The sequence below is a fragment of the Plantibacter sp. CFBP 13570 genome (assembly GCF_014841395.1).
GTDB lineage: Bacteria > Actinomycetota > Actinomycetes > Actinomycetales > Microbacteriaceae > Plantibacter > Plantibacter auratus.
The window spans coordinates 75,340-98,419 of record NZ_JACYTW010000003.1; the positions used below are offsets into that span (position 1 = coordinate 75,340).

Annotated in this window: 20 protein-coding genes; 11 read left to right on the plus strand and 9 right to left on the minus strand. The window is 67.7% G+C overall.

Going from position 1 to position 23,080, the window contains the following annotated elements; all coding sequences use genetic code 11:
* The first annotated feature begins 150 nt into the window (after positions 1 to 150).
* Together IFT89_RS02025 and IFT89_RS02030 are read left to right on the plus strand one after the other, a co-directional pair.
* Positions 151 to 2,118: a DUF7657 domain-containing protein gene (locus tag IFT89_RS02025; RefSeq protein ID WP_441004804.1), complete on the plus strand. Its 1,968-nt coding sequence runs from the start codon at positions 151 to 153 to the stop codon at positions 2,116 to 2,118.
* Positions 2,119 to 2,267: 149 nt separating this feature from the next.
* Entirely contained in the window at positions 2,268 to 3,461 is a 1,194-nt protein-coding gene (locus IFT89_RS02030; RefSeq protein WP_202938072.1) for a hypothetical protein, read from the plus strand.
* A gap of 53 nt (positions 3,462 to 3,514) precedes the next feature.
* On the opposite strand, the gene IFT89_RS02035 is transcribed toward IFT89_RS02030, so the two are convergent.
* The gene (locus IFT89_RS02035; RefSeq protein WP_202938073.1) at positions 3,515 to 5,152 is read right to left on the minus strand and encodes a DUF2142 domain-containing protein; all 1,638 of its coding nucleotides are present in this window, start codon (positions 5,150 to 5,152) and stop codon (positions 3,515 to 3,517) included.
* Positions 5,153 to 5,399: 247 nt separating this feature from the next.
* Between IFT89_RS02035 and IFT89_RS02040 the strand changes: the two genes are divergently transcribed.
* Positions 5,400 to 6,710, plus strand: a complete 1,311-nt coding sequence (locus IFT89_RS02040; protein WP_202938074.1) for a hypothetical protein — start codon at positions 5,400 to 5,402, stop codon at positions 6,708 to 6,710.
* A complete protein-coding gene (locus tag IFT89_RS02045) occupies positions 6,707 to 7,759 on the plus strand; it encodes an acyltransferase family protein (protein WP_202938075.1) in 1,053 nt (350 codons plus the stop codon). The genes IFT89_RS02040 and IFT89_RS02045 overlap by 4 nt, the downstream gene beginning before the upstream one ends.
* Here the strand turns inward: IFT89_RS02045 and IFT89_RS02050 are convergent.
* Genes IFT89_RS02050 through IFT89_RS02060 form a run of 3 tightly spaced genes read right to left on the minus strand, consistent with a single transcriptional unit; the run spans position 7,698 to position 9,756 of the window.
* On the minus strand, positions 7,698 to 8,090 hold the full coding sequence (locus IFT89_RS02050) for a DUF2304 domain-containing protein (RefSeq protein WP_228501983.1): 393 nt from the start codon (positions 8,088 to 8,090) through the stop codon (positions 7,698 to 7,700). The genes IFT89_RS02045 and IFT89_RS02050 overlap by 62 nt on opposite strands.
* Positions 8,087 to 8,830, minus strand: a complete 744-nt coding sequence (locus IFT89_RS02055; protein ID WP_137243377.1) for a glycosyltransferase family 2 protein — start codon at positions 8,828 to 8,830, stop codon at positions 8,087 to 8,089. The genes IFT89_RS02050 and IFT89_RS02055 overlap by 4 nt, the downstream gene beginning before the upstream one ends.
* A 44-nt stretch (positions 8,831 to 8,874) precedes the next feature.
* Positions 8,875 to 9,756 carry a glycosyltransferase family 2 protein gene (locus tag IFT89_RS02060; RefSeq protein ID WP_137243376.1) on the minus strand — a complete coding sequence of 294 codons (882 nt, stop codon included), beginning with the start codon at positions 9,754 to 9,756 and terminating at the stop codon, positions 8,875 to 8,877.
* 91 nt (positions 9,757 to 9,847) lie between these two features.
* On the opposite strand from IFT89_RS02060, the gene gmd reads away from it, so the two are divergent.
* The 5 genes from gmd (at position 9,848) to IFT89_RS02085 (ending at position 16,502) form a co-directional block, all read left to right on the plus strand.
* Positions 9,848 to 10,909, plus strand: coding sequence for a GDP-mannose 4,6-dehydratase (gmd, locus tag IFT89_RS02065; RefSeq protein ID WP_137243375.1), 1,062 nt, complete (start codon positions 9,848 to 9,850; stop codon positions 10,907 to 10,909).
* A gap of 5 nt (positions 10,910 to 10,914) precedes the next feature.
* The gene (locus IFT89_RS02070) at positions 10,915 to 11,850 is read left to right on the plus strand and encodes an NAD-dependent epimerase/dehydratase family protein (protein ID WP_202938076.1); all 936 of its coding nucleotides are present in this window, start codon (positions 10,915 to 10,917) and stop codon (positions 11,848 to 11,850) included.
* Entirely contained in the window at positions 11,847 to 13,034 is a 1,188-nt protein-coding gene (locus tag IFT89_RS02075) for a DegT/DnrJ/EryC1/StrS family aminotransferase (protein WP_202938077.1), read from the plus strand. Before IFT89_RS02070 ends, IFT89_RS02075 begins: the two co-directional genes overlap by 4 nt.
* A 124-nt stretch (positions 13,035 to 13,158) precedes the next feature.
* Complete coding sequence (locus IFT89_RS02080) at positions 13,159 to 13,986, plus strand: HAD family hydrolase (protein ID WP_202938100.1); 828 nt, start codon at positions 13,159 to 13,161, stop codon at positions 13,984 to 13,986.
* The gene (locus IFT89_RS02085; RefSeq protein ID WP_137243373.1) at positions 13,983 to 16,502 is read left to right on the plus strand and encodes a glycoside hydrolase family 65 protein; all 2,520 of its coding nucleotides are present in this window, start codon (positions 13,983 to 13,985) and stop codon (positions 16,500 to 16,502) included. Before IFT89_RS02080 ends, IFT89_RS02085 begins: the two co-directional genes overlap by 4 nt.
* A gap of 47 nt (positions 16,503 to 16,549) precedes the next feature.
* Here the strand turns inward: IFT89_RS02085 and IFT89_RS02090 are convergent, their stop codons facing one another.
* Positions 16,550 to 17,638, minus strand: coding sequence for a glycosyltransferase family 4 protein (locus IFT89_RS02090; RefSeq protein WP_168223278.1), 1,089 nt, complete (start codon positions 17,636 to 17,638; stop codon positions 16,550 to 16,552).
* 73 nt (positions 17,639 to 17,711) lie between these two features.
* On the opposite strand from IFT89_RS02090, the gene IFT89_RS02095 reads away from it, so the two are divergent.
* On the plus strand, positions 17,712 to 18,704 hold the full coding sequence (locus tag IFT89_RS02095) for a glycosyltransferase family 2 protein (RefSeq protein WP_202938078.1): 993 nt from the start codon (positions 17,712 to 17,714) through the stop codon (positions 18,702 to 18,704).
* Here the strand turns inward: IFT89_RS02095 and IFT89_RS02100 are convergent.
* Both IFT89_RS02100 and IFT89_RS02105 read right to left on the minus strand, forming a co-directional pair.
* Positions 18,701 to 19,981 carry a lipopolysaccharide biosynthesis protein gene (locus IFT89_RS02100; protein WP_202938079.1) on the minus strand — a complete coding sequence of 427 codons (1,281 nt, stop codon included), beginning with the start codon at positions 19,979 to 19,981 and terminating at the stop codon, positions 18,701 to 18,703. The two genes, IFT89_RS02095 and IFT89_RS02100, sit on opposite strands and share 4 nt — an antisense overlap.
* A 7-nt stretch (positions 19,982 to 19,988) precedes the next feature.
* Positions 19,989 to 20,834, minus strand: a complete 846-nt coding sequence (locus tag IFT89_RS02105; RefSeq protein ID WP_191941457.1) for a glycosyltransferase — start codon at positions 20,832 to 20,834, stop codon at positions 19,989 to 19,991.
* 332 nt (positions 20,835 to 21,166) lie between these two features.
* On the opposite strand from IFT89_RS02105, the gene IFT89_RS20685 reads away from it, so the two are divergent.
* Positions 21,167 to 21,466: an acyltransferase gene (locus tag IFT89_RS20685; protein ID WP_307783387.1), complete on the plus strand. Its 300-nt coding sequence runs from the start codon at positions 21,167 to 21,169 to the stop codon at positions 21,464 to 21,466.
* A gap of 56 nt (positions 21,467 to 21,522) precedes the next feature.
* Here the strand turns inward: IFT89_RS20685 and IFT89_RS02115 are convergent, their stop codons facing one another.
* Positions 21,523 to 22,362, minus strand: coding sequence for a glycosyltransferase family 2 protein (locus tag IFT89_RS02115; RefSeq protein WP_192018512.1), 840 nt, complete (start codon positions 22,360 to 22,362; stop codon positions 21,523 to 21,525).
* A gap of 94 nt (positions 22,363 to 22,456) precedes the next feature.
* Positions 22,457 to 23,050: an acyltransferase gene (locus IFT89_RS02120; protein ID WP_191941455.1), complete on the minus strand. Its 594-nt coding sequence runs from the start codon at positions 23,048 to 23,050 to the stop codon at positions 22,457 to 22,459.
* Positions 23,051 to 23,080 lie beyond the last annotated feature (30 nt).

The following is a 23,080-nucleotide window of genomic DNA, read 5'->3' on the forward strand; positions in this document are numbered from 1 at the left end:
CCTCGATCGAGATTGTTCAGCTGACATCGGCCCCGCTCGCAGTCTGCGAGTGGGGCCGATGCGTGTCGGCCTGGGACGATCGGATACACTGAGGCGGTCATGACCCCGGGAAGCCATCGAGATCCACTGCGCCTTCGTCTCACGAAGGCGATGGAACCAACCGACGAAGGTTTACCGAATCGCCGGGTCGTCCTCGTCCCGATCGTCCTCCTGCTGGTGGTCTTCATCGGTCTCGTCGGCGGCGGGATTACGGGCAGTTCCTCAGGCATCTTGAACGGTGCGTTCAACTCTGCTGAGGACCCGAACCATCTGTTGGGAGCTCCTCAGGGCATCCGGAGTGACGAGTGGGCCGTCAACACGTCTTGGACACTCTCGCAGGTCGAACAAGGCCTCCCAATCGTGAACCACAACCTTGCGGGCACCGATGCCTCTACGTTGCAGGACCTGCCCACGTCCGACTGGTCCATGGCATTCAGGCCGCATCTCCTCGGATTCACCTTCTTGCCCGTGGACAACGGGATGGCCTTCAAGTGGTGGTTGCCGTTCTTGTCACTCATCGCGTCCGTCTACCTGTTCGCCGTCACGCTGCTGCCGCGTCGTCCCGTCTTCGCCGGGCTAGTCGCGATCGGGTTCGCGTTCGCTCCGTTCTTCCAGTGGTGGTTCGGACCCAACACCTTCTGGCCCGCCGCGTGGGCGCTGCTGGTGATGACGACCGTCGTGTGGTTGCTGCGGACGCGGGGACATTGGCCGAGGATCCTCTTTCCGCTGGTCACGGCCTACCTTGCGGTCGCCGTGGGGACGACGGTGTACATCCCGTTCATCCTGCCGGCGGTGCTGGTCGCCGTCGCGTTCGGCGTCGGAGCCGTGGCGACACCCTCCACCTCGTCCGTTCAAGGTCTCCGAACGCGGTTGAAGTCCCTGCGAGGCCTGTTGATCGCCGCGATCGCCGCAGCTGCGGTGCTGGTCGTCTGGGTGCTGACGAGGTTGGACACCATCCGAGGCCTCAGCTCGACCGTGTATCCAGGTGAACGTCGTCAACTCGTCGGTGCCGCGACGCTCCGTGACGTCGTCGCACTGTTCTCTGCGCCGTTCTCTGCCGACCTCGACCGGGCCGAGGGGATTCCGCTCGACATCAACGCCTCAGAGGCCGCCACCTTCGTGCTCATTGGTCTCTTTCTCGCTATCCCGCTTCTCTGGACGGTCGTCGCTGGCAAGCGCGGCACCGGAGTGGACTGGACTTCCGTGGCGCTCCTCGCCCTCGGCCTGCTCCTGCTCGCCTTCATGTTCATCCCCGGATGGGATCCCGTTGCCCACCTCCTGTTCTTGGACCGGGTCCCGCTCGTCCGGCTGCGATACGCGTTCGGGCTCCTCGCGCTCGTGCTGATCGTGATGCTCGCCCTGCGCCTGGACGAGCGAAGGGCCTCCGGCATGGCGCGAGTCCCCTGGTGGGTCGTGGCGATCACGGCAATCGCCGCCGCCGGTACCTCGGCCGTCGTCGCTTGGTTCCTCCTGCCGTTCCAGTCGGTATTGACCGCCGATGACACCTGGATCGTGCTCTCGATCCTGGCAGTTCTCGCCGTGACCGCGTTCACCATGCGGCTGCCCGTTTGGGGGGCCGCCATCGTGCTGGTCATATCGTTGGCTACCGGCGCGACCGTGAACCCGGTCTACGCCGGGGTGTACGACTTGAACGGTAATTCCGTCGTCAAGGAGATGAAACGGGTGGACGCGCAGGCTCCGGGAACGTGGGTCGGGGCCGGGAACACGTCGCTCCTCACGATCGCGCTGCTTCAGTCCGGCCTCCCGTCCCTGAACGGGTTCCAGGGCGCTCCATCTCGGAAGATCTGGGACGAGATCGATCCTGCCGGCACGGACGAGAAGGCGTGGAATCGCCTGGCCAACGTGTCGTGGACGTTCGGGCAGGGTGCTCCGGATCCTCGGAATCCAGCTGACGACCAGATCCTCTTGACTTTCGACTCGTGTGCATCGTTCGCGCAGCACCGCGTGTCGTATGTCTTGTCAGAGCTGCAGTCGGACCAGCCTTGCCTCGAGCTCGTCGAATCGGTACAGCCTGGTCCACTGCGCTTCTACATCTACCGGGTCGTTACGGGGCCATGAGGGTGCGGCAGGTTGCCGAGAAGCGATCGTCAGCCGGACGGGCGCGTTTGTGGGACCGGCTGGCCGCAGTGCTCCTTATCCTGGCGAGCGTCATCCTCGTGTGCGTCCACGTACCGAAACATGACACCGTCTCTCCTATCGACGAGTACATGTACATCGACTACGTGTCGAAGGTGTCGTCCCAGTTCGTCGTGCGTCGTGGGGAGTCGGTCGGCGAGGTGGCGAGGGAGTTTCTCGCCTGCCGGAACATCAGGCAGATATCCGACCCATTGCCAACCCATTGCAACCCGGACAGCATCGCGAATCCGAAGGGGTTCCCGAACGACGGGAAGACGACTGCAGACATCTACACGCCCTTCTCCTTTGCGGCCACGCGGATCCTCGCGCAGCCCTTCATCTTGGTCGGCGTCGACTTCATCAGCGCCGCTCGACTGACCGGCATGGTCTGGCTTGCGATCGCCGCAGTGGCTCTGTTCTTCGCGCTCCGTCGACTGCGTATCCCTGTCGTGTTCAGCGCGTCGTTCGCATCACTCCTCGTCGGTTCGTCGGCGGCCTTCTGGTCAAACACGTATGTCAGCACCGATGCCACGGCCATGACGGCAGGAGCCGTCGCGTTCTACCTTGCCGTCAGAGCGTGGACCGATCCTCGGTGGATGTGGCTTTTCGGCGCTGCGGCCGTCGTTTCGACGGTTGTCAAGCTGCAGAACCTCCTGCCGTTCGCAGCCTTGGCCTTGTTCTTCCTGTTGGAGCGGATACGCGAATACCGGGTGCGGCCTGACGGAGGTTGGGTCAAGAGTGTCCTGATGCACCGGACGGTTCTCATCGGTATCGGTTCGCTCGTGATGTCGGCGGCTGGCGAGGTCGCTTGGCTGTCGGTCAGATCAGCCTTGGCTGTCGGGGATGCCGGCTCGCTGTTCGTCCCGGCCCCGTTCTCGCTTGCCGCATTCACGGAGGAACTGTTCCGCTTCCTGCCCGGGATGGCGGAGGGTGCGCTCGATCCCGCGCAGACAGGGCCCGGTGCCATCGTTCCAGTCGGGGTGTTGTCGCTGCTGGTCGTCGGCGGAGTCGTCGGTCTCTGGGCATCATCGCCCGGTCTCTCTTCGTCCAGCAACCTTGCGGCGTCCGTGTTGGCGGTGGCCATCTTCTCTGCGCCGATGCTCGCTGCGGTGTCCGCTGTCATGACCGGCCAATACATCGCGCTGGTGCCTCGCTACGGTCTGTCGCTCCTCCCGTTGACGATCGCTTGCGCAGCCGCACTGTTCGCTCCGCGGCGAGCGATGCAGGTACCGACTGCAATCGTCGCGCTTGGATGTTTCGCGCTCGTCCTCACCATCCCGCACTGATCTGCCGTCGGGACCGTCTTCACGGTCCCGACGGCGGGACAGCTGATTCCGGGTCAGGTCCGGTTGCGCGGCTGAGGCACCGAGTCGGGCTCCAAGCGCTCGATCTCCGCGGTCTCAAGGCGCTCGGCGGGAGTCACCAGCTGGTCGTCACGGGTGATCTCCGCGCCTGCTGAGCGGACGAAGACGCGTCTGAGCAACACCACCGTGAGGACCGAATCGACCAGGAAGATGATGGCCAGCGTCTTCCAGCCGAACGGCGGCTCCCAGCCGTCAGTGAAGACCATGTCCGACAAGCTGCCGTTCGCGCCGACGATGTACCGGCGCAGGACCATGACGAACGCCAGAAGATGGCCGAGGAAGAGGAACGCGTAGGCGCCGGTGACGAAGTGGCGAACCCGGCCGTCTGCACCGAGACCGGCGTCGTCGAGGGCGACACCGGCGGCGATGAGGAGGCAGATGAAGATGGCGAGCATGTAGCGGCCCTGCCAGATGAACCCGTGCTGCGCATAGACGGCCACCTGGGTGATGCCGGGGACCAGGATGCAGACGGCGAGCAACACCCAGATCGCCCACTTCGTGCTCCGTTTGCCCCAGAGCAGGGCGACGGCCACGAGCAGGGTGATACAGCTCGTCCAGGCGGCGATCGTCAGCGATGGAGCGCTCGTGTCGACCCAGCCGAACACGCCGACCATCCCGAACAGGAAATCGACGGTCTGGAGCTCGGTGAACAGGAACACGAACGCGAGGCTCACCGGGCTGACCGCGGAGGGAGGCGTCTGCGCGGCGAGGGTCGGCGGGTTCAGGTACCAGAGCACCGAGGCGATCCCGACGACCCCGAGCGCGAGGACGAGCGCCCATGCGATCGGCGTGCGGAACAGACGCAGGATCCGGTCGCGCTCGCCGAGCAGCATGGCGACGAGGGCGATCACGAGCAACCAGAGCAGCGAGATGCTCCTCGTGCTGATCAGGAATGACGCGGTGAGCAGCGCGAAGCCGGCTTGCTCGACGAGGCGGCGGCCGACCTGCCGCCCTCGGAACGTGGCGAGCAGGGTGGCGAAGAGCCCACCGGCGGCCGCGACCTCGAGACCGTTGGGGTTGATCGACCCCGCGAGGTAGACGACCATCGGGGTGACCGCGATTGCTGCTCCCGCGACCGCCCATCGGAATCGGGGGAGCAGGGTCAACTGCATGAACATGATCCCCAGTGCCATCGCGCAGAGGACCGCGCCGGCGATCCGCATGCCGAAGAAGGCGGCGTCGCCGGTGAGGAACAATGACGGCCAGCCGACGAGTACGTAGAAGACGGGACTGTTGAGCCCTGCGGACGTGCCGGTCGTGACGAGCGTCTGGTCGGTGTTGCGGACCGGGAGCTGACAGTCGGCGGTGACCTCGGGTTTGAATGCGAAACAGACGAGGTCGTGAGCGTTCGCGATGTTCTCGGGGACGGTCGCGGCCGTCAGGGTCGGGTTTCCGGCCCAGGGGCCGGGTACAAGTTCTCCGCGGGCCACAGCTGCCGCCTTGATCGCGTGGGACGGTTCATCCGGGACCGAGCCGATCGGAGAGGCCAGCGCCCAGAGCATGCTCGGCACGAGGACGGCGATGAATGCGACCAGGAAGGTGAGCCAGCGACGCTGCTCCCAACGGTGCGTCGTCTCCATCGAGGTCGGGGACGAGGTGAGGGGCGAGGCCATGGAGGTCCGGTCCAATCGGTGGCGAGCGAACGGCGGCGCCGTCCGCGCGCGGAATCGCAGCCGTCAGTCATCCTACCGTCGGCATGCCTGGGCGGCCGGTGACCGGAGGGCGGTTCGCGAGGCCCGCCCCGGACACGGCGAGCCCGAAGCCGTCTCGGGGTCCGTACGGCCCTCGGGCGACTGGTAACCGCCGACCGTCTTGTACGATCGGAGGGCCATGCTCCGAGATGAAGGGACGACCTCATGCGTGTCCCGCCCCTCGATCCGACCGCGCGGTACGGAGGCTCGGATTTCCGGCGCTAGCGACGTTCCGCCCCCGGCAGCAGCACGCCGCGGGCCGAACGGGGCCGTCCTCATCCTCGCTGCGACCGCGATCGGTGGCGGTGCCGGATACGTCCTCCAGCTCCTCGCCGGTGCGGCACTCGGAACCGCCCTGTACGCCCCCTTCTCCGTGTTCTGGTCTGCGCTGTACCTGTTGGTCAGCGCGCTCTCCGGTGTGCAACAGGAGGTTGCCAGAGCATCGCGTCCGGTCGATACCCGTGCCGCGACGGCTCCGAGGCGCGCGCCCGTCGTGCGCAACTTCGCCGTGGTCGCGGCTGTGCTCGTCGCAGCGGTGGTCACTGCGTCCGCCTGGTTGTGGGTCGGCACGGTGTTCCCGGATGACGGATGGTCGCTCGTCCTGCCGCTCGTGATCGGCCTCTCGGCCTACGTGATCGTGGCAGCCACCGCCGGCGTCTTGTATGGACTGGCCATGTGGACGTCCGTGGCAGCGTTCACCATCGTCGACGGCGTCCTGCGCTTCGCGATCGTCGGGGTGATGTTGCTCTCGACCGACGACGTCCATGTCCTCGCCTGGGGTGTCGTCGCACCGTTCGTCCTGACTCCGATCCTGCTCTGGCCGTTCGTCCGATCCGGGGTGATCGGTCGCTTCACGATCGACGTCGGCCCGAGACCGCTCACTTGGAACGTCTTGCGCACGGTCGTGGCGTCGACCGCGACCGGGATCATGGTGAGTGGTCTGCCGCTCGTGATCCAGGCGACCGGCGACACGGTCTCGCCCGACGCGTTCGGTTCACTGACGTACGCCATCACCTTGACGCGCGCACCGATCGTCATCGTCGTCCTCGCCTTGCAGAGCTACCTGGTGATCGTGTTCCGGTCGCATGCCGAGGCGGTCCTCAGCTGGGTGGTCAAACTGGGTGTCCTGGTCCTCGCCGCCGCCGGATTGTTGGGCCTCCTCGGTTGGTGGCTCGGGCCCTGGGCGCTCGGCGTGCTCTTCGGCCGCGACGAGGTGCTCGCCGGGGGGACGATCGGGTTGCTCATCGCGACCGCCGGGCTGGTCGGCGTCCTCTGCGCCACGGGCTCCGCCACCTTGTCCCGCTCCCAGCACGGGGCGTTCAGTGCCGGCTGGGTCGCTGCCGCGCTCGTCCTCGTCGCCGCGCTCGCCCTGCCTCTCGGGCTGCATGAGCGGACGCTGCTCGCGCTCACCATCGGACCGCTGACGGGCCTCGTCGTCCACGCCGTCGCGCTCCTCCGCCGTCCGCGAGAGCGTGCGTGACCGGGAACAGCTTCGCCGGGTTGCGGATCATCGCTGCGCTCGTGGTCCTGGTGCGGCACTCACTGATCGTCCTCGACGACGCCATCTCGCCGTTCGGCCCGGTCGGAATGGACGACCTCCCCGCGCTCGGTCTGTGGGTGTTCTTCGTCGTGTCGGGGTTCCTCCTGCCAGCTGCGTGGGAGCGGCGCCCCCGTTTGGTGCGTTACGTCGCCGCCCGGGTCCTGCGGGTCTTCCCGGGTCTGTTCGTCGCGCTGCTCGTCACAGTCCTCGGCATCGGTCTGGCGGCGACCGCCCTGCCGCCCGGGGAATACCTCGGCCATCCCCAGACGCTCGTGTTCCTCGCCGACAACCTCACGCTCCTCCCGAACTACGTCCTCCCGGGCGTCTTCGAGTCGAACCCGTACCCGGTCGCCGTGAACGGCGCGCTCTGGTCGATCGGCCCTCTGTTCGTGTTGTACCTGCTCGTGCCCGTCGTCGGGAGTATTCCGCTGCGGGGCCTGCGAGCCGCGACCTGGTCGGGCATGGTCGTCGTGTGCTGGCTCGCGCCGGTGCTCGAAGCCGTGGGCACGGACGGGATCGTCTGGGGCAACTTCACCCACGACATCCTGCGGGTCGGGGCGTTCTTCAGCGCGGGAGCGGCCATCCGTGAGTGGCGGCTGCCCCTGCGGGGTCCGGCGGCGCTGACGGCTGGTTCGATCCTCGCCATCGTGATGGTCGTCGTCCCCGACCTCACCTGGCCGGTCGCGCACGTGACGGTGCCCTACCTGCTGGTGTACCTCGGATCACGCCCGATCCCGGTGCTGCGTTCCCTCGGTCGGTTCGGCGACCCGAGCTACGGGATCTTCCTGATCGGCTTCCCCGTCCAGCAGCTGCTCATCCACGGCAACCCCGAACTCGACTGGATCCCGAGCATCCTCTGCACCGCCGCGGTCTCGGTCGCCTTCGGCTACGGGTTGTGGTGGTTCGTCGACCAGCCGATCGCGAGGCTCAGGCTTCGCGGGACCCGTCGTCCCGCTGCAGCTCGCCCAGTCGCCGTTCCAGTTCCCTGATCCGCAGGTCTTGGAGTGCGCTCTCCTCGGCGAGCGTGCGGGAACGTTGTTCGAGCGTGGTGAGCTCCGAACTGTGCTGGATACTGACGAGGAACAGGATGAAGATGCTGACGAAGAAGACGAGGTTGGTCGGGATCTCGACGCCGATGAGCTGAGCCGCCCAGACGAGGACTTGCGGGAAGACGCCGATGACGAGCGCCAGGAGACCGGCGATCAGCCACCAGACGGCGTGCCGCTCGCGCAGGGAGCGGCGGCGGAGCATCTCGATGACGATCCCGAGGGTGAGGAGCGCTCCGACGATGCCGAGGATGTAGGTACCGAGCGGCATCATGCCGTCACCACCTCTCCTTCGCCCTTCAACGGTACCGGCGGTCGGATCAGGGCGAAGGCGAGCGCGAGTCCGGCCCTCGCCAGATATTTCGCCGCCTTGACCGGGTTGTGGGACGGAGTGCCACCGGCGCGCGGACGCATGGCGACGGGTACCTGCCTGATGACACATCCGGCGCGTGCGGCGATCACGAGTGACTCGATCGTGTCGCCGAGGTACTCAGCGGGGTAGTGCTCGGCGAAGAGACGCACGGCGCGTGGTCCCGTCGCGCGGAACCCGCTCGTCGTGTCGGAGAGGCGGGTGTGGGCGATCCGGCTGAGTACGCCGGAGAGCACGACCATCGCCCACTTACGCGGTCCTCGCACCTCGTAGTCGCCCTCGCCGGCGAATCGGGCACCGAGCACGAGGTCGGCCGTCTCGAGCTCCTCCACGAGTCGGACGACACCCTCCGGGTCGTGCTGGCCGTCGGAGTCGACCTGCACCACGTTGCGGTAGCCGTTCGCGATGGCGTACTTGAAGCCGGCGCGCATCGCGCCGCCCACCCCGAGGTTGAACGGTAGCTCGATCACCGCAGCACCGGCGGCGGAGGCCACGAGCGTGGTGTCGTCCGTCGAGCCGTCGTTCACCACGAGCACTGAGACACCGGGCAGTTTCCGGTGCACCTCGCGCACGACGTCTCCGACCGAGGCCTCCTCGTTGAGCGCAGGCATGACGATGAGGGTTCGGTCGAGAAGCGTGGCCATGCCGCCAATCCTACTCAGCCGTGGCGATCCACCAGCGTCGGACGTCAGGAGAGGATGTGGGTGCGGAGGACTTTGAGGCCGGCGCGATCCTTCGCCGACAGTGCCTTCGGGAGCTGGAGGATCGCGTTCAGGCGAGAGGTGAGGTGTGTTCGCGCGACCCGGGCCGATTTCGTCCAGCCGAGTGCGCGCTGCCGCTCCGACTCTTCGGCGAAGACCTGACGCTCCTGTTGGAAACGCCGTCCGTCGACCGCCGTGTAGGACGACACGCTCCCGGTGTGTCGCCGGTACCGGAAGACGGGAACGTCGTCGACGACGAGTGATCCGCCGTTCCGGAAGATCTCCATCATGAGCGCGAGATCTTGAACGACTTGGAGGTCGTGCCGGAATCCGAAGCGTCGCACCGTCGCGACCTTCCAGCTGACCGACGGGAAGTACGCCCAGTTGCCGCGGAGGAGGCTGGTCGTCAGACGTTGGCCGGACAGCAGCTCCGGTTTCGGGCCACGGGGGCGCAGCAGCGCCTTCACCCGGTCACCCACCGGCCGTACGAGGTGTCCGTCCTCGTCGATCACCTCGACGCCCGGCTGGATCAGATCGGCTTCCGGGAACTCGGTGGCAAGGACGGACATGCGGGCGACGAAGTCCGGGAGGAGTTCGTCGTCACAGCCCATGAGCACACAACGATCGGCTGTGGCGAGGTCGATGCACCGGTCGAAGTTGCGGCTGACCCCCAGGTTCTCGGCGTTGCGCAAGACCTCGATCCTCGGATCGCCGAGCGACCTCGCCCACTCACCAGGTGCGAGGTCCGGGTAGACGTCGTCGACGATGACGAGTCTCCAGTCCTGATCGGTCTGGGCGAGCACGCTTTCGACGGCGACCCTGAAGTGGTCGAAGCGTCCGTAGAAGGGCATCATGATGTCGAGCGTCACTCGGGTAAGCTAGCAACGTTTCTCGGGCAGTGCGGCATTCCTCGAAAGAACGCCCGGCCCGACCACACGATTCGATCCAGAGCGGAACCCCATGACTGAAACCCCTGTGACGCCGGCTCCCACGACGCCAGCCCCCGTCAAGAAGGCCGTCATCACCGGTATCACCGGCCAGGACGGCAGCTACCTCGCAGAACTCCTGTTGTCGAAGGGGTACGAGGTGCACGGCTTCGTGCGGCGCGCGTCCACCTTCAACACCGGCCGGATCGACCACATCTACGACCCCGAGACGACCCACGACGGTTCGCCCCGACTCCAGTTGCATTTCGCCGATCTGGCCGACGGCTCGCGCCTCGCAACACTGCTCGCCGAGATCCAGCCCGACGAGGTCTACAACCTCGCCGCCCAGTCCCACGTGCGCGTCAGCTTCGACGAGCCCGAGTACACGGGCGACACGACCGGCATCGGGACGGTCCGTCTCCTCGAGGCCATCCGCCAGATCGGTCTCCACTGCCGCTTCTACCAGGCGTCGAGCTCCGAGATGTTCGGTGCGACGCCACCGCCGCAGAACGAGGAGACCCCGTTCTACCCGCGTTCGCCCTACGGCGTCGCGAAGGTCTACTCCTACTGGATCACCCGGAACTACCGTGAGGCCTACGGCATGTTCGCGGTCAACGGCATCCTGTTCAACCACGAGTCGCCGCGGCGTGGTGGCACCTTCGTGACCCGCAAGATCACCCGTGCCGCCGCGCGCATCGCCGCCGGCCAGCAGGACTTCCTGTACATGGGCAACCTCGACGCCGTCCGCGACTGGGGCTACGCGCCCGACTACGTCGAGGGCATGTGGCGGATGCTGCAGGCCGACGAACCGACCGACTTCGTCCTCGCCACCAACACCGCGTACACGGTCAAGGACTTCCTCCAGTTCTCCTTCGAGCGGCTCGACCTCGACTGGGAGAAGTACGTCAAGTTCGATGAGCGCTACCTCCGTCCCACCGAGGTCGACGCGCTGATCGGCGACTATGCGAAGGCCGAGTCGGTCCTCGGCTGGACCCCGAAGGTGCTGCCACCGCGCCTCGCGCAGATCATGGTCGACTCCGACGTCGCCGAGCTCGAGGCGTCGGGCAAGCCCTACATCGACACCGCGGAGGTCTAGGCGCGGTGCGCGTCCTCCTCACGGGTGGTGCCGGCATGCTCGGTTCGAGCATCGCCGAGGTCTGGCCCACGCTCCGCGCCGCCGACGAACTGATCGTGGCGACGCGCGCGGACGCCGACCTCACCGATCGTGCCGCCGTCGCCGCCCTCATCGGGCGCACGTCGCCGGACGCGATCGTGCACGCCGCCGCGAAGGTAGCCGGCATCCAGGCGAAGCTGCAGCGTCCCACCGACTTCCTGCTCGACAACCTCCTGATCGACACCTCGGTCATCCGAGGCGCGATCGACGCCGGCGTCCCCGAGCTGCTCTACGTGTCGAGCGCGGCGATCTACCCCGAGGGGCTCCCACAGCCGATCGGTGAGGGCGCGCTCCTCAGCGGCACGCTGGAGGGCGCGAACGAGGGATATGCGCTCGCGAAGATCGCCGGGACGAAGCTCTGCGAGTACGCGAGTCGGCAGTACGGGTTCGCCTATCGCGCAGCAGTGCCGTCGAACCTCTACGGCCCGGGCGACGACTACACCCACGGTCAGGCGCACCTCATCGCCGCCGCCCTCGGTAAGGTGCACGCCGCCGTGACGAGCGGCTCCGACGAGGTCGAGGTCTGGGGCGACGGCACCGCCCGACGCGAATTCACCTACACGCCCGATCTCGCGGCGTGGCTCGTCACGCAGCTCGGCTCACTCGACCCATGGCCCGTCACGCTCAACCTCGGGCCGGGTGTCGACCACAGCATCACCGAGTACTACGAAGCAGCTGGTCGCGCCGCCGGCTTCACCGGTCACTTCCGGTACGACGACACCAAGCCTTCCGGCGTGCACCAGCGCCTGCTCGATTCGGCCGCCGCCCGTGCGCTCGGCTGGAACCCCACCACCCCGCTCGCGGCCGGCGTCGCCGCGAGCTACCACGCCTATCTCGCAGCTCAGGAGCCACAGACAGCATGACCGACGACACCTTCGACTCCGGTTTCCCCCTCGCCACCTCCTCCTGGGATGCCGCGGAGTACGCCGCCATCCAGCGCGTCGTCGACAGCGGCCGCTTCACCATGGGTCCGCTCGTCGCGCAGTTCGAGCGCGATTTCGCCAGTGCGTTCGGCGCCGGGTTCGGCGTCATGGTCAACTCCGGGTCGAGCGCGAACCTCCTCGCGATCGCCGCAGCCGTCCTCGACGACCGGGTCGACCTGCAGGCGGGCGACGAGGTCCTGGTGCCCGCCGTGTCGTGGGCCACCACCTACTACCCCCTCCAGCAGTACGGCCTCATCCCGAGCTTCGTCGACATCGACGTCGACACCCTCAACCTGGACCTGTCGCTCGCCGAGGCCGCCATCACCCCGCGCACCAAGGCGATCTTCGCGGTCAACCTCCTCGGCAACCCGAACGACTTCGCGGCGCTCACGGCACTCGCCGAACGTCACGGTCTCCTCCTGCTGGAGGACAACTGCGAGTCGCTCGGCGCGAAGGACGACGGTCGGTTCGCCGGAACGGTCGGAGCGATGGGCACGTTCAGCGCCTTCTTCTCCCACCACATCTCGACGATGGAAGGCGGGATGATCCTGACGGACGACGAGGCCACGGCGCAGATGCTCATCTCGCTGCGGGCCCACGGCTGGACCCGTGGACTCCCCGAGCAGAACGCCGTCCACGACAAGTCGGGCGACGAGTGGGACGACCTCTTCCGCTTCGTGCTTCCCGGTTACAACGTCCGTCCGCTCGAGATGTCCGGCGCGATCGGCATCGAGCAGATCCAGAAGGTCCCACAGCTCATCGCGGGTCGTCGGGAGAACGCCGTGTACTGGACGGAACGTTTCGCCGACCTGGATTCCGTGCGCATCCAGCGCGAGCAGGGCGAGAGCAGCTGGTTCGGCTTCTCCCTCGTGCTCGAGGGCGCGCTCGCCGGCCGACGCAAGGAGGTCGTACAGGCGTTCGCTGCCGAGGGGATCGAGTCACGGCCCATCGTGGCGGGCAACTTCACGAAGAACCCGGTCATGAAGTACCTCGACGCGAAGGTCCCGGCCGAACTCCCCGCCGCCGACAAGATCCACGAGGACGGGCTGTTCGTCGGCAACCACCACTTCCCGGTCCACGCCGGTATCGACCGCGTGTACGACGTGGTGGCCAAACTCTCCTAGGCTGGGTCTGCGCGGCCGCCCCACCGGTCCGCAGCAGCTTCCGTTCCACTGTCCACCTCTTCCCCCAAACCGACGAGGACCGTGCACCGTGACCCAGCCGATCAACGCGCCATCGAACGACGTCCTGACCCTCGACGAGGCGGCCTCGCGGCTCCTCGGCTGCCGGGCGGTGCTGTTCGACCTCGACGGCGTCATCACCCCGACCGCCGAGATCCACATGCACGCCTGGGCGAAGCTCTTCACCGACGAGCTCGTCGCCCACGGGATCACCGAGCCGTACACCGACGCCGACTACTTCCAGTACATCGACGGCAAGCCGCGGTACGACGGGGTGCGCGCGATGCTCGCGTCACGCGGCATCACGCTTCCCGAGGGTTCGCCGACCGACGCGCCTGAGCTGGAGACCGTGTGCGGTCTCGGCAACCGGAAGAACTCGGTGTTCACGGCCGTCCTGGAAGCGGACGGCATCGCCGCGTACCCAGGATCGTCGACCTTCCTCGACACGGTCGAGGAGGCAGGGCTCGCGGTCGCCGTGGTGTCGAGTTCCAAGAACGCCGAGGTCGTCCTCCGAGCGGCAGGACTCGGTGAGCGGTTCCCGGTCGTGATGGACGGCGTCGTCGCCGCGCGCGAGGGGATCGCCGGCAAGCCCGCGCCGGACACCTACGTCGAGGCCGGTCGTCTGCTCGGTTACGCGCCGTCTGAATGCGTCGTCGTCGAGGACGCGCACTCCGGGGTCGAGGCCGGTCGACGTGGCGACTTCGGTCTCGTGCTCGGCGTCGACCGCGGCATCGGGCACCAGGCGCTCATCGATGCGGGAGCCGACGTCGTGGTCGACGACCTCGACGAGCTCGTCGACCCACTGCGGTCGGCTTCGCGAACAGCGGGGCCGGACGATCCGGCCGACTCTCAGACCTTCACGGCACCCCACGACTCCTCCGAGGACCAGGCATGAACCACATCACCAGCGACCCGCTCGACCGTCACCGGTTCCCGCTCGACGACTGGGCGCTCGTCGAGACCCATGTCGACGCGGACGACGAGGGCACGACCGAGACCCTGTTCGCGCTCGGCAACGGCTACCTCGGCTTCCGCGGCAACGTCGAGGAGGGCCGCGACGGCCACGTCCACGGCACGTTCATCAACGGGTTCCACGAGACCTGGCCGATCCGTCACGCCGAGGAGGCGTTCGGCTTCGCCCGCGTCGGTCAGACGATCGTCAACGCGCCCGACACGAAGGTCGTGCGCCTCTACGTCGACGACGAGCCCTTGATCCTCAACGACGCCGACCTCCTGAGCTTCGAGCGTCGCCTCGACTTCAAGACCGGTGTCCTCAGCCGTGAACTCGAATGGCGGACGCCCTCGGGCAAGCGGGTCCACATCCGCTCCCGTCGCATGGTGTCCTTCACCGACCGCCATCTCGCGGTCCTCGACTACGAGGTCACGTTGCTCGACGCGGACGCGTCGCTCGTGCTCTCCAGCCAGATCATCAACCGGCAGGACCGTCAGGACGACTACCTCACGAACGCACCCGAGCCGGGGATGGGCGACCCGCGCAAGGCGGAGTCCCTCACCGAGCGGGTGCTGCAGCCGCGGTACAAGCTCATCGACGGTCCGCGCGCGATGCTCGGGTACCAGACGACGAACTCCGGCATGACGATCGTGGCGGGTGCCGACCACACGATCGAGACCGAGAACGAATACGAGGTCTCGACGCACATCGAGGCCGACCTCGCGAAGCACGTGTACACGATCCGCGGCCGCGCAGGTGTGCCCACGAAGCTCACCAAGATCATCAGCTACCACACCTCCAACGCCGTCCCTCCGAAGGAACTCGCCGACCGCTGCGCCCGCACGCTCGACCGTTCCGCCGAGAACGGCATCGAGTCGGCGATCCGCAACCAGGAGCTGTGGCTCGAGGACTTCTGGGCGCGCTCCGACGTCGAGGTCCACGGACAGCCGGCCATCCAGCAGGCGACCCGGTGGAACCTCTTCCAGCTGGCGCAGGCGTCGGCACGCACGGACGGCGGCGGTGTCGCGGCGAAGGGCGTGTCCGGCTCCGGGTACGGCGGCCACTACTTCTGGGACACCGAGGTCTACGTCCTCCCGTTCCTCAGCTACACGGCACCGCTCGTCGCGCGGAACGCCCTCCGGTTCCGTCAGAACATGCTCGACGCCGCCCGCTCCCGCGCGACCGAGCTCAACCAGCACGGCGCCCTGTTCCCGTGGCGCACGATCAACGGGCTCGAGTCGTCCGCGTACTACGCGGCCGGCACGGCGCAGTACCACATCGACGCCGACATCTCCTATGCGCTGCGGCAGTACGTCGCGGCGACGGGGGATGAGGACTTCCTCGCCCGCGGAGCCGTCGACATCTTCGTGGAGACGGCGCGCATGTGGGCCGACCTGGGCTTCTGGCGCGCGAACGGCAAGGACTCGTTCCACATCTACGGGGTCACGGGGCCCGACGAGTACACGACCGTCGTGAACGACAACCTCTACACCAACGTCATGGCGCGGTCGAACCTGCTGTCGGCCGTCGAGGCCGTGGAGCGCCTCCGCGAGGACGATCCGGCCTCCTTCGAACGCCTGGTCACGCGGCTCTCGCTCGACGACGCCGAGGTCCGCGAGTGGCAGCGCGCCGCCGAGCACATGCACATCCCCTTCGACAAGCGGCTCGGCATCCACCCGCAGGACGCCCAGTTCCTCGAGAAGGAGCTGTGGGACCTCGACCACACCCCTCCCGAGCACCTCCCGCTGCTCCTGCACTTCCACCCGCTCGTCATCTACCGGTTCCAGGTGCTCAAGCAGGCGGACGTCGTGCTGGCGCTGCTCCTGCAGGGCGACCACTTCACCGACGAGGAGAAGCTCGCCGACTTCGACTACTACGATCCGCTGACGACGGGCGACTCGACCCTGTCGGCGGTCGTGCAGTCGATCATCGCCGCCGAGGTCGGGTACCAGCGTCTCGCGCTCAAGTACTTCTGGTCGGCGCTGTTCGTCGACCTCGCGAACCTGCACCGCAACACCCCGGACGGCGTGCACGTCGCCTCCACCGGTGGCGTGTGGAGTGCGCTCGTGCTCGGCTTCGCCGGGATGCGTGACCACGGCGGCGTGATCTCCTTCTCGCCGCGTCTGCCGGTCGACTGGCAGGGCATCACCTTCCGGCTCACGGTCAAGGGAACGCGCGTGCGCATCTCCGTCCGGCGCACCGAGATGCGGTTCACCGTCGAGGAGGGCGATTCCGCCTCGTTCGTCGTCGGCGGCGGCAACGTCCTCGTCGAGGCCGGGACGACGGTCACCGTTCCGCTCGACAACCAGGGTCCGCACCTCGTCGGCGAGCCGAGCGCGAGCGACATCGAGGGCAGCCGCCGTGCCGACGGCTCACTCATCACCGTCTCGATGCCGACCATCGCGCTCGGCCCGGCCGACACCGAGTCGATCCCGGTCATCCAGCCGCAGTCGGAGTGAGGCGACGCGGCTGGATGGCGGTGGCCCGTCGGCCAGCCGCGGCCGTGTCAGGCGAGTGTGGTCCGGAAGGTCTCGAGCGTGCGTGTCGCCACGCGTTCCCAGGAGAACTGCTTGGCGCGTTCCCTGCCCTGATCGGCGAGTTCGGCCATCCGTGCGGGGTCACTGACCGCCGTCGTCATGGCAGTGGCGATCGACTCGAGCGAATGGGGATCGAAGTACTCGGCCGCATCGCCGGCGACCTCGCGGTACACGGGGATGTCGGAGATGAGCACGGGGAGCCCCGCCATCATGGCCTCGAGGGCGGGCAGGCTGAAGCCGTCGTGGAACGACGGCATGGCGAGCGCGGTCGCGGTCTCGTAGAGGTGACCGAGTTCCTCGCTGGTCAACCAGGATCGCAGCTCGACCCAGTCGTGCATGCCGACCTCGTCGACGACGGCGCGCAGAGGGTCCTCACCGTGGCTGCCGGTGATGACCACCCGAGGGCGGATCGCCTCGTCAACGAGCGGCAACGCCCTGATGAGACCAGCCCAGTTCTTGTGCGGGCGCCGGTTGCCCGTCGCCAGGATGAAGGGGTGCTCCTTGTCCGGTCGTCGTTCGCCCATCGGCAGGGCGGTTCCGGCGAGGGGGATGAGGTCGATGCGGTCTGCCGGGAAGCCGAGGTAGGTGATGATCTCGCGCCGGGACACCTCACTGATGGTGATCATCCGGCTGGCGTTCCGTGCACCCAGGCGCTCCATGAACTTCACGGGTTCCGTGAACGCCGGGGTGCTCATCATCTGGGGCTGGCTCCAGTAGAGCATGTCGTGCATGGAGATCACGGTGGGCATGCTGCTCCGGGCAGGACCGAGCAGAGCCGGGCAGTGCAACAGATCCGCACCGTGACGCTTCGCGATACGACCGATCGACCAGAGCTCGCCGATCGCCCACCGGAAACGGTTCTCGCCGCTGATACCGGTGTCGATCATGTCCCCGGGGAACCAGGAACGGTCGAGCTGGTATCCCTCTTTGCTGGCGAGTCCGACGAACTCGAATTCACTGCCGAGTCGGCCGATCTCGCGGTACAGCTCGCGCGCGTAGGTCTCCATACCGCCTTTCGTTCCGGTGTACGAGAGGAGGTCGACGGCTACGCGGGGCATAAGGCACGAGGATACCAGTGGGGCGGGCGGGATAGGCTGGTCCGCGGTCCGATGAGCGGTGAGGGGCGGGTCCATGCCAGCAACAGCAGCAGTCGACGGACGCGTCTCCGTCGCCCTGTGCACCTACAACGGCGCCGTGTTCCTCGAAGAGCAGTTGGCCAGCATGCTCGCGCAGACCGTGCTCCCGGGCGAGATCGTGGTCAGCGACGACGGTTCGACTGACGGGACATCCGCCATCGTCGAGCGCTTCGCCGCTGAGTCGTCCGTCCCGGTGCGCGTCCTGCGGAATCCGAGTCCACTCGGCGTCACGAAGAACTTCGAGGGGGCGATCCGCGCGACCACGGGGAGCCTGATCGTCCTCTCCGATCAGGACGACGTGTGGCGGCCCGACCGCGTCGAGCGTGCCCTGGCCGCCTTCGACGCGCGTCCGGAGCTGCAGATGGTGTGCTCGGACGCCCGGCTCGTCGGAGCCGACGGGGTGTCCCTCGGCACCACGCTCTTCGCGTCGCTGTCGATCGGCCCGCACGAACGCGACGGGATCCGGGCTGGTGATGCTTTCGGCGTGTTGCTGCGACGCAACCTCGTCACTGGCGCGACCGCGATGTTCCGACGTGCGGTCTTCGACGCGGCCGCGCCGTTCCCCGCACCGTGGGTCCACGACGAGTGGTTGGCGATCGTCGCCGCATCACGAGGACCGATCGAGTTCCTGGATGAACCGCTCGTCGACTACCGGCAGCACGGCGCGAACCAGATCGGGATCGTCGAGCCGACGCTGGCGTACAAGGTCTCGAGGCTGATGCAGCCGGGGCGCCAGCGCAACCGCGACATCGCAGATCGCGTCGCCGGGCTCGCTTCCTGGCTCGACGAGGCCCGTGAGCCCGCACCGCTCGCCGATCGCTCGGCCGTCGTCGCCAAAGCGGCCTTCGAGCGGTTCCGGGCCGATCTCGCCCCGGCTCGGTGGCGACGGATCCTCCCCGTCATGCTGCGTGCTCCCCGCGGCGAGTACCAGCGGTATGCGAGCCAGGGGGCACTGGACATCGTGAGGGACCTGCTGCAGCCGGCCTAGCCTCGGGTCAGATGCCACATGGCCGCGCCGACCAGGACGACGCCGAGGGCGATGAGGCCGCCCCGCCAGGGCGCCCGATGATGCGCGGCGAGGAGGAGCAGCGCCATCACGACGAGCTCCCGGGCGTTCACGAGCCAGGCCGCGAGCTGCAGGTCCTGGAGGGCGACGAGGCCGACCGGGAGGGACAGCAGCACGCCGACCGCTTTGATCGGACTCGCCCAGCGCATCCGGCTCTCGGCCTGGAGGACCGCTGTGATCGACCAGGCGACGACCGAGGGAGCGACCGACAGGGCGAGGACGGGGACGAGTGCGAGGGCGGGGTCCCAGTCGTCTGCGAGGAAGGGGGCCACGATCAGCTCAACCCCGATGCTCGTCGCCACGGCGGCCACGACCGCCAGGACCAGCGATCGTCGGAGCGAAGCTTCCGTGACCGCGACGATCTCGGACCCTCGGCCGTCACGTGCCGCCTCGGTGAGGGCCGGCCGGAGGACGTTGACCGCGGCAAGCGCCGCCGCGTCGCCGATGCTGCGTGACAACGACATGGCGAATGCGTATTGCCCCAGGCGCGACCCGCCCGCAAGACCCCCGATCGAGAGGCGGTCGGTCTGTCCCTGTCCCCAACCGAGGAGGGCGAAGAGCGCCGTGTGCAGGTAGTCGCGGAACACGCCGCCGGTCAGCTCCGAGGGTCGCGTCCCGGTGTCTGCTCCACGTCCCAGTCGCGCCGCTCGCCGACGGTTGAGGACGGCGAACCCGGCTTCGGCGAGGAGCGCCTGCAGCGCGCTCGCGAGGAGCGACCCTGTCGCGACCAGCGTCGGCACGCTGCACAGGAGGGAGCAGGTCGACGACCATGCCTGATTCGATGCGATGTCCTTCCAACGCCCCGATCGCTGCAGTCTGACCAGGGCATCGATACCGGCGGCCGACGCGGCGGGGACGAGGACGAACGGCGCGAGGGCGAGCGCCTGCCACCGGTCCTGCTCCGCGTGTGTGAGGAGGAGCGCCATGACGACGACCGAGAGGAGGGCTCCTCCGACGACGGCGGACCACACCCGGAATCGTCCGATGAAGCGTGCCCCGGAAGCGGTCCCGTCGTGGACGACGGCGGTCTGCCGAGCGGCCGTGTCGCCGACGGTCTGGACCAGCGTGAGGGCGAGGACCATCCACGCGTACATGCCGACGACGGACGGCGCGAGGCTCGCGGCCAAGACGAGCATGATGAGCGCCGAGGCCGCGCGCGGCAGGACCCGCTCGAGCACCGACCACGCGAGGTTGATCATCGAGGCGTCACAGGTAGAGCGTCCGGAGACGGAGGCTCTCGACGAGTCGACCGGCCCGAGAGCAGAGCCGCTCGACTGCTCGACGGCGCCGCAAGCTCGACGGGCGGCTCGACAGGAGGAGGAGGACCCCGGAGCTGACGGCCGCGGGCATGGACCACCAGGGCGACCGTGGCATACCGGCGGGCCGGTGCTCCCGGTACAGCCTGACATTCGCGCGGCCGTAGGCGAAGAACTGCCTCGCGACCGAGCGGAGGTCGCCACGCAGGGTGTAGTCGAGGACAGCGTCGGGCACCGCGATCGTCTCGAAGCCGAGTCGTGCCGCGCGCCAGAAGAAGTCGGTCTCGTCACCGCCGCCGACGAACGACTCGTCGAACCCGCCGACGCGGTCGTAGACCGTTCGTGCGAAGCCGCAGTTTGCGCCGACCGGCCAAGGGACGTTCCACAGCGTGCGGTAGACACCCTCATCGCTGGTGACGAGGCGTCCGTCGGGCAGTCGTCGATCGACCGCCCCGCCGACGCATTCCGCACCCGCGGCGAACGCCCTGGTATGGGCGGTGAGCCAGCCCGGTCGAACGACGTCGTCCGCGTCGCACATCAGTACGATCCGCCCGCGCGAGGCTGCCACGCCGCTGTTCCTGGCGTGGTTGATCCCGGGTCTCCCGCTCGCGTCGACGAGGTTGACGCGAGCATCGAGACGGGCGTATCGCCTGACGATCTCGGCCGTGGAGTCGGAGGAACCGTTGTCCGCGACGACGATCTCGAACGCCTCGTCGCTTTCCTGGGTGAGGAGCGCGTCGAGCTGTCGATGCAGTGTGGCCGCCCCGTTCCGACAGGGGATGACGATCGAGAGCATAGGTCCCCTTCATGAGATGTGATGTTTGTATACTCGGTATTTTAGTTGATCGTGTCGACTGATTCGAGCGGGGATGAAGAATGGTACGGAAACGAGTGGGCTTGATCGTCGGGTCAGCCGAGATGGTCGCCCTGCGGGCGGCCTCCTCAGTGCCGAGCAATGACGTTCGTGTGGCGGCACTCCGGTCGTGGGGGGCGGCCATCGGCGGAGGGTGCGCGATCCATCACGGACTGCAGGTCCGCGCGGCTCGCCGTCTGGCGCTCGGGGAGGATTGCTTCGTCGCGGAGGATGTCACGCTGGATGCGCGGGGCGGCCTGTCCATCGGATCGCACGTGAGCATCAACAGCGGCGCGCAGATCTGGACGGCACAGCACGACCTCCGTTCGCATGACTTCGCCTTCGTGTCAGAAGCGGTCCGGATCGGCGACCGCGCATGGATCAGTGCTCGGGCGGTGATCCTTCCGGGGGTGACGATCGGTGAGGGGGCGGTCGTCGCGGCCGGCGCCGTCGTGAGTCGAGACGTCCCGGAATGGACCCTCGTCGGCGGCGTTCCCGCTGTCCCGATCACCTCGCGTCCACGGGCTGATTCCTATCGACTCGACGCGCGGCGGAACAAGGTGTGGTGGTGGTGACCGTGGCGTCGCTCTGGTCGGGGGGGGCGCACTGCGCCGGGCGGTTCCGGTGCTCGTCAGAGATACATGGTGCGATGCCGCACGCTACCGACGAGTCGACCTGCGCGGACTGCGATCCGCTCGACAGCCTTGCGTCGTCGTCGCGGGTCCGGCGCGACAAGCTGCGCTGCTGCGATCGCGATCACGACGGGAGCCTGCCACCACCGTGATCTCGGCATTCCCCAGGTTCGATGGGCGACATACAGGGCGACGGTTCCGAGGCCGTATCCGAAGAACTGCCGAGCGACGTCCGAGAGCTTCGATCGCAAGGCGTAGGAGACCAGTGCGTCCGGCACCGCCGTGGTCGGGAAGCCCGCGGCATGCGCGCGCCAGAAGAAGTCGGTCTCGTCGCCGCCTCCGCGGAACGACTCGTCAAAGCCCCCGATGCCGTCGAAGACCTCCCGGCGGAACCCGCAGTTCGCGCCGATGGGCGAGGGGACGTCCCAGTTCACGGTCACGACCCCCGGGATGTGGTCGATGACCGTACCGTCGTCGAGGGTGAACTCGACGCCGCCGCCCACGCATAGGGCTCCTTGGGTGAATGCCTGCGCGTGGCCGGCGAGCCAGCCGGGTTGCACGAGGTCGTCGGCGTCGCACAACAGGATGTACTGGCCATTGGCCGCTCGGATGCCGACGTTGCGCCCGTGATTGATCCCGATGGTCCCGTGGGCGCTCACCAGACGGACGCGGTCGTCGTGAGCATGGAACGTCTGGACCAGCTCTGCGGTGGTGTCGGTCGAGCCATTGTCGGCCACGATGATCTCGATGGGGAGGTCCGTCGCCTGCGCCAGGATGGCGTCGAGTTGGGATGCGAGCGTCCGCGAGCCGTTCCGGCACGGGATGACGATGGACAGCATGATGCTCCAGCTGGCTGGTCCGGCGCGGGGGGAGGATGCCACCATATCGTTTGGGCGCGGAGAAGTCCGGCGACGTCTGTTGTCTCTGTGTGCCTCATCGCCCGGTGCGTCTGAAGTCGTCCGGGACGTCGAACCCGTCGATGACGACGGCGGCCGGCCCGGCGACGAGGGAGCCTGCGGGGATGGGCCGGGTCACGACGGCGCCGGTGCCGATGACCGACCCCCGGCCGATGGTGACGCCGGGGAGGATCGTGACGCCGGCGGCGATCCAGACGTCGTCCTCGATGACGATCGGTTCCGTCTTGACCGACTGCTCGGGCCGGACGGGATGGAATCCGGTGTCGTAAATGCGGACGCCATCACCGATGGAGACGCGATCGCCGATGCGGATGGAGCGCTGAGCGTGGATCGTGGTGCCCTGGTTGATGAACACGCGGTCCCCCAGGATGAGTTCGCCCTCGGGGCTGGTCGACAGTGCTGAGCGCAGGGTCACGGCCCGCATCTTCAGCCGGGTTCCCGCTTCGAAGGACCCGAGGATCCGCAACGACGGAGAGCGTCCTTCGAAGACGGCGAGCCGTGGGGTTGCGCCTGCGAACAACCAGAGGAGGACACACGCGCGCATGAGGCCGGATCCGTTGGACCACACCTGCGTGCACCGCCGGAACAGGCGGCGGATCGGAGCGGGCATGCGGTGAACTCCCAAGGCTGGTGGTGGCAC

Excerpts from the sequence above, each read along its gene's own strand:
- IFT89_RS02025 (WP_441004804.1), top strand. The coding sequence starts at position 151 with ATGGAACCAACCGACGAAGGTTTACCGAATCGCCGGGTCGTCCTCGTC.
- IFT89_RS02030 (WP_202938072.1), top strand. The coding sequence starts at position 2,268 with ATGTACATCGACTACGTGTCGAAGGTGTCGTCCCAGTTCGTCGTGCGT.
- IFT89_RS02035 (WP_202938073.1), bottom strand. The coding sequence starts at position 5,152 with ATGGCCTCGCCCCTCACCTCGTCCCCGACCTCGATGGAGACGACGCAC.
- IFT89_RS02050 (WP_228501983.1), bottom strand. The coding sequence starts at position 8,090 with ATGATGCCGCTCGGTACCTACATCCTCGGCATCGTCGGAGCGCTCCTC.
- IFT89_RS02055 (WP_137243377.1), bottom strand. The coding sequence starts at position 8,830 with ATGGCCACGCTTCTCGACCGAACCCTCATCGTCATGCCTGCGCTCAAC.
- gmd (WP_137243375.1), top strand. The coding sequence starts at position 9,848 with ATGACTGAAACCCCTGTGACGCCGGCTCCCACGACGCCAGCCCCCGTC.
- IFT89_RS02075 (WP_202938077.1), top strand. The coding sequence starts at position 11,847 with ATGACCGACGACACCTTCGACTCCGGTTTCCCCCTCGCCACCTCCTCC.
- IFT89_RS02085 (WP_137243373.1), top strand. The coding sequence starts at position 13,983 with ATGAACCACATCACCAGCGACCCGCTCGACCGTCACCGGTTCCCGCTC.
- IFT89_RS02090 (WP_168223278.1), bottom strand. The coding sequence starts at position 17,638 with ATGCCCCGCGTAGCCGTCGACCTCCTCTCGTACACCGGAACGAAAGGC.
- IFT89_RS02095 (WP_202938078.1), top strand. The coding sequence starts at position 17,712 with ATGCCAGCAACAGCAGCAGTCGACGGACGCGTCTCCGTCGCCCTGTGC.
- IFT89_RS02100 (WP_202938079.1), bottom strand. The coding sequence starts at position 19,981 with ATGATCAACCTCGCGTGGTCGGTGCTCGAGCGGGTCCTGCCGCGCGCG.
- IFT89_RS02105 (WP_191941457.1), bottom strand. The coding sequence starts at position 20,834 with ATGCTCTCGATCGTCATCCCCTGTCGGAACGGGGCGGCCACACTGCAT.
- IFT89_RS02115 (WP_192018512.1), bottom strand. The coding sequence starts at position 22,362 with ATGCTGTCCATCGTCATCCCGTGCCGGAACGGCTCGCGGACGCTCGCA.
- IFT89_RS02120 (WP_191941455.1), bottom strand. The coding sequence starts at position 23,050 with ATGCCCGCTCCGATCCGCCGCCTGTTCCGGCGGTGCACGCAGGTGTGG.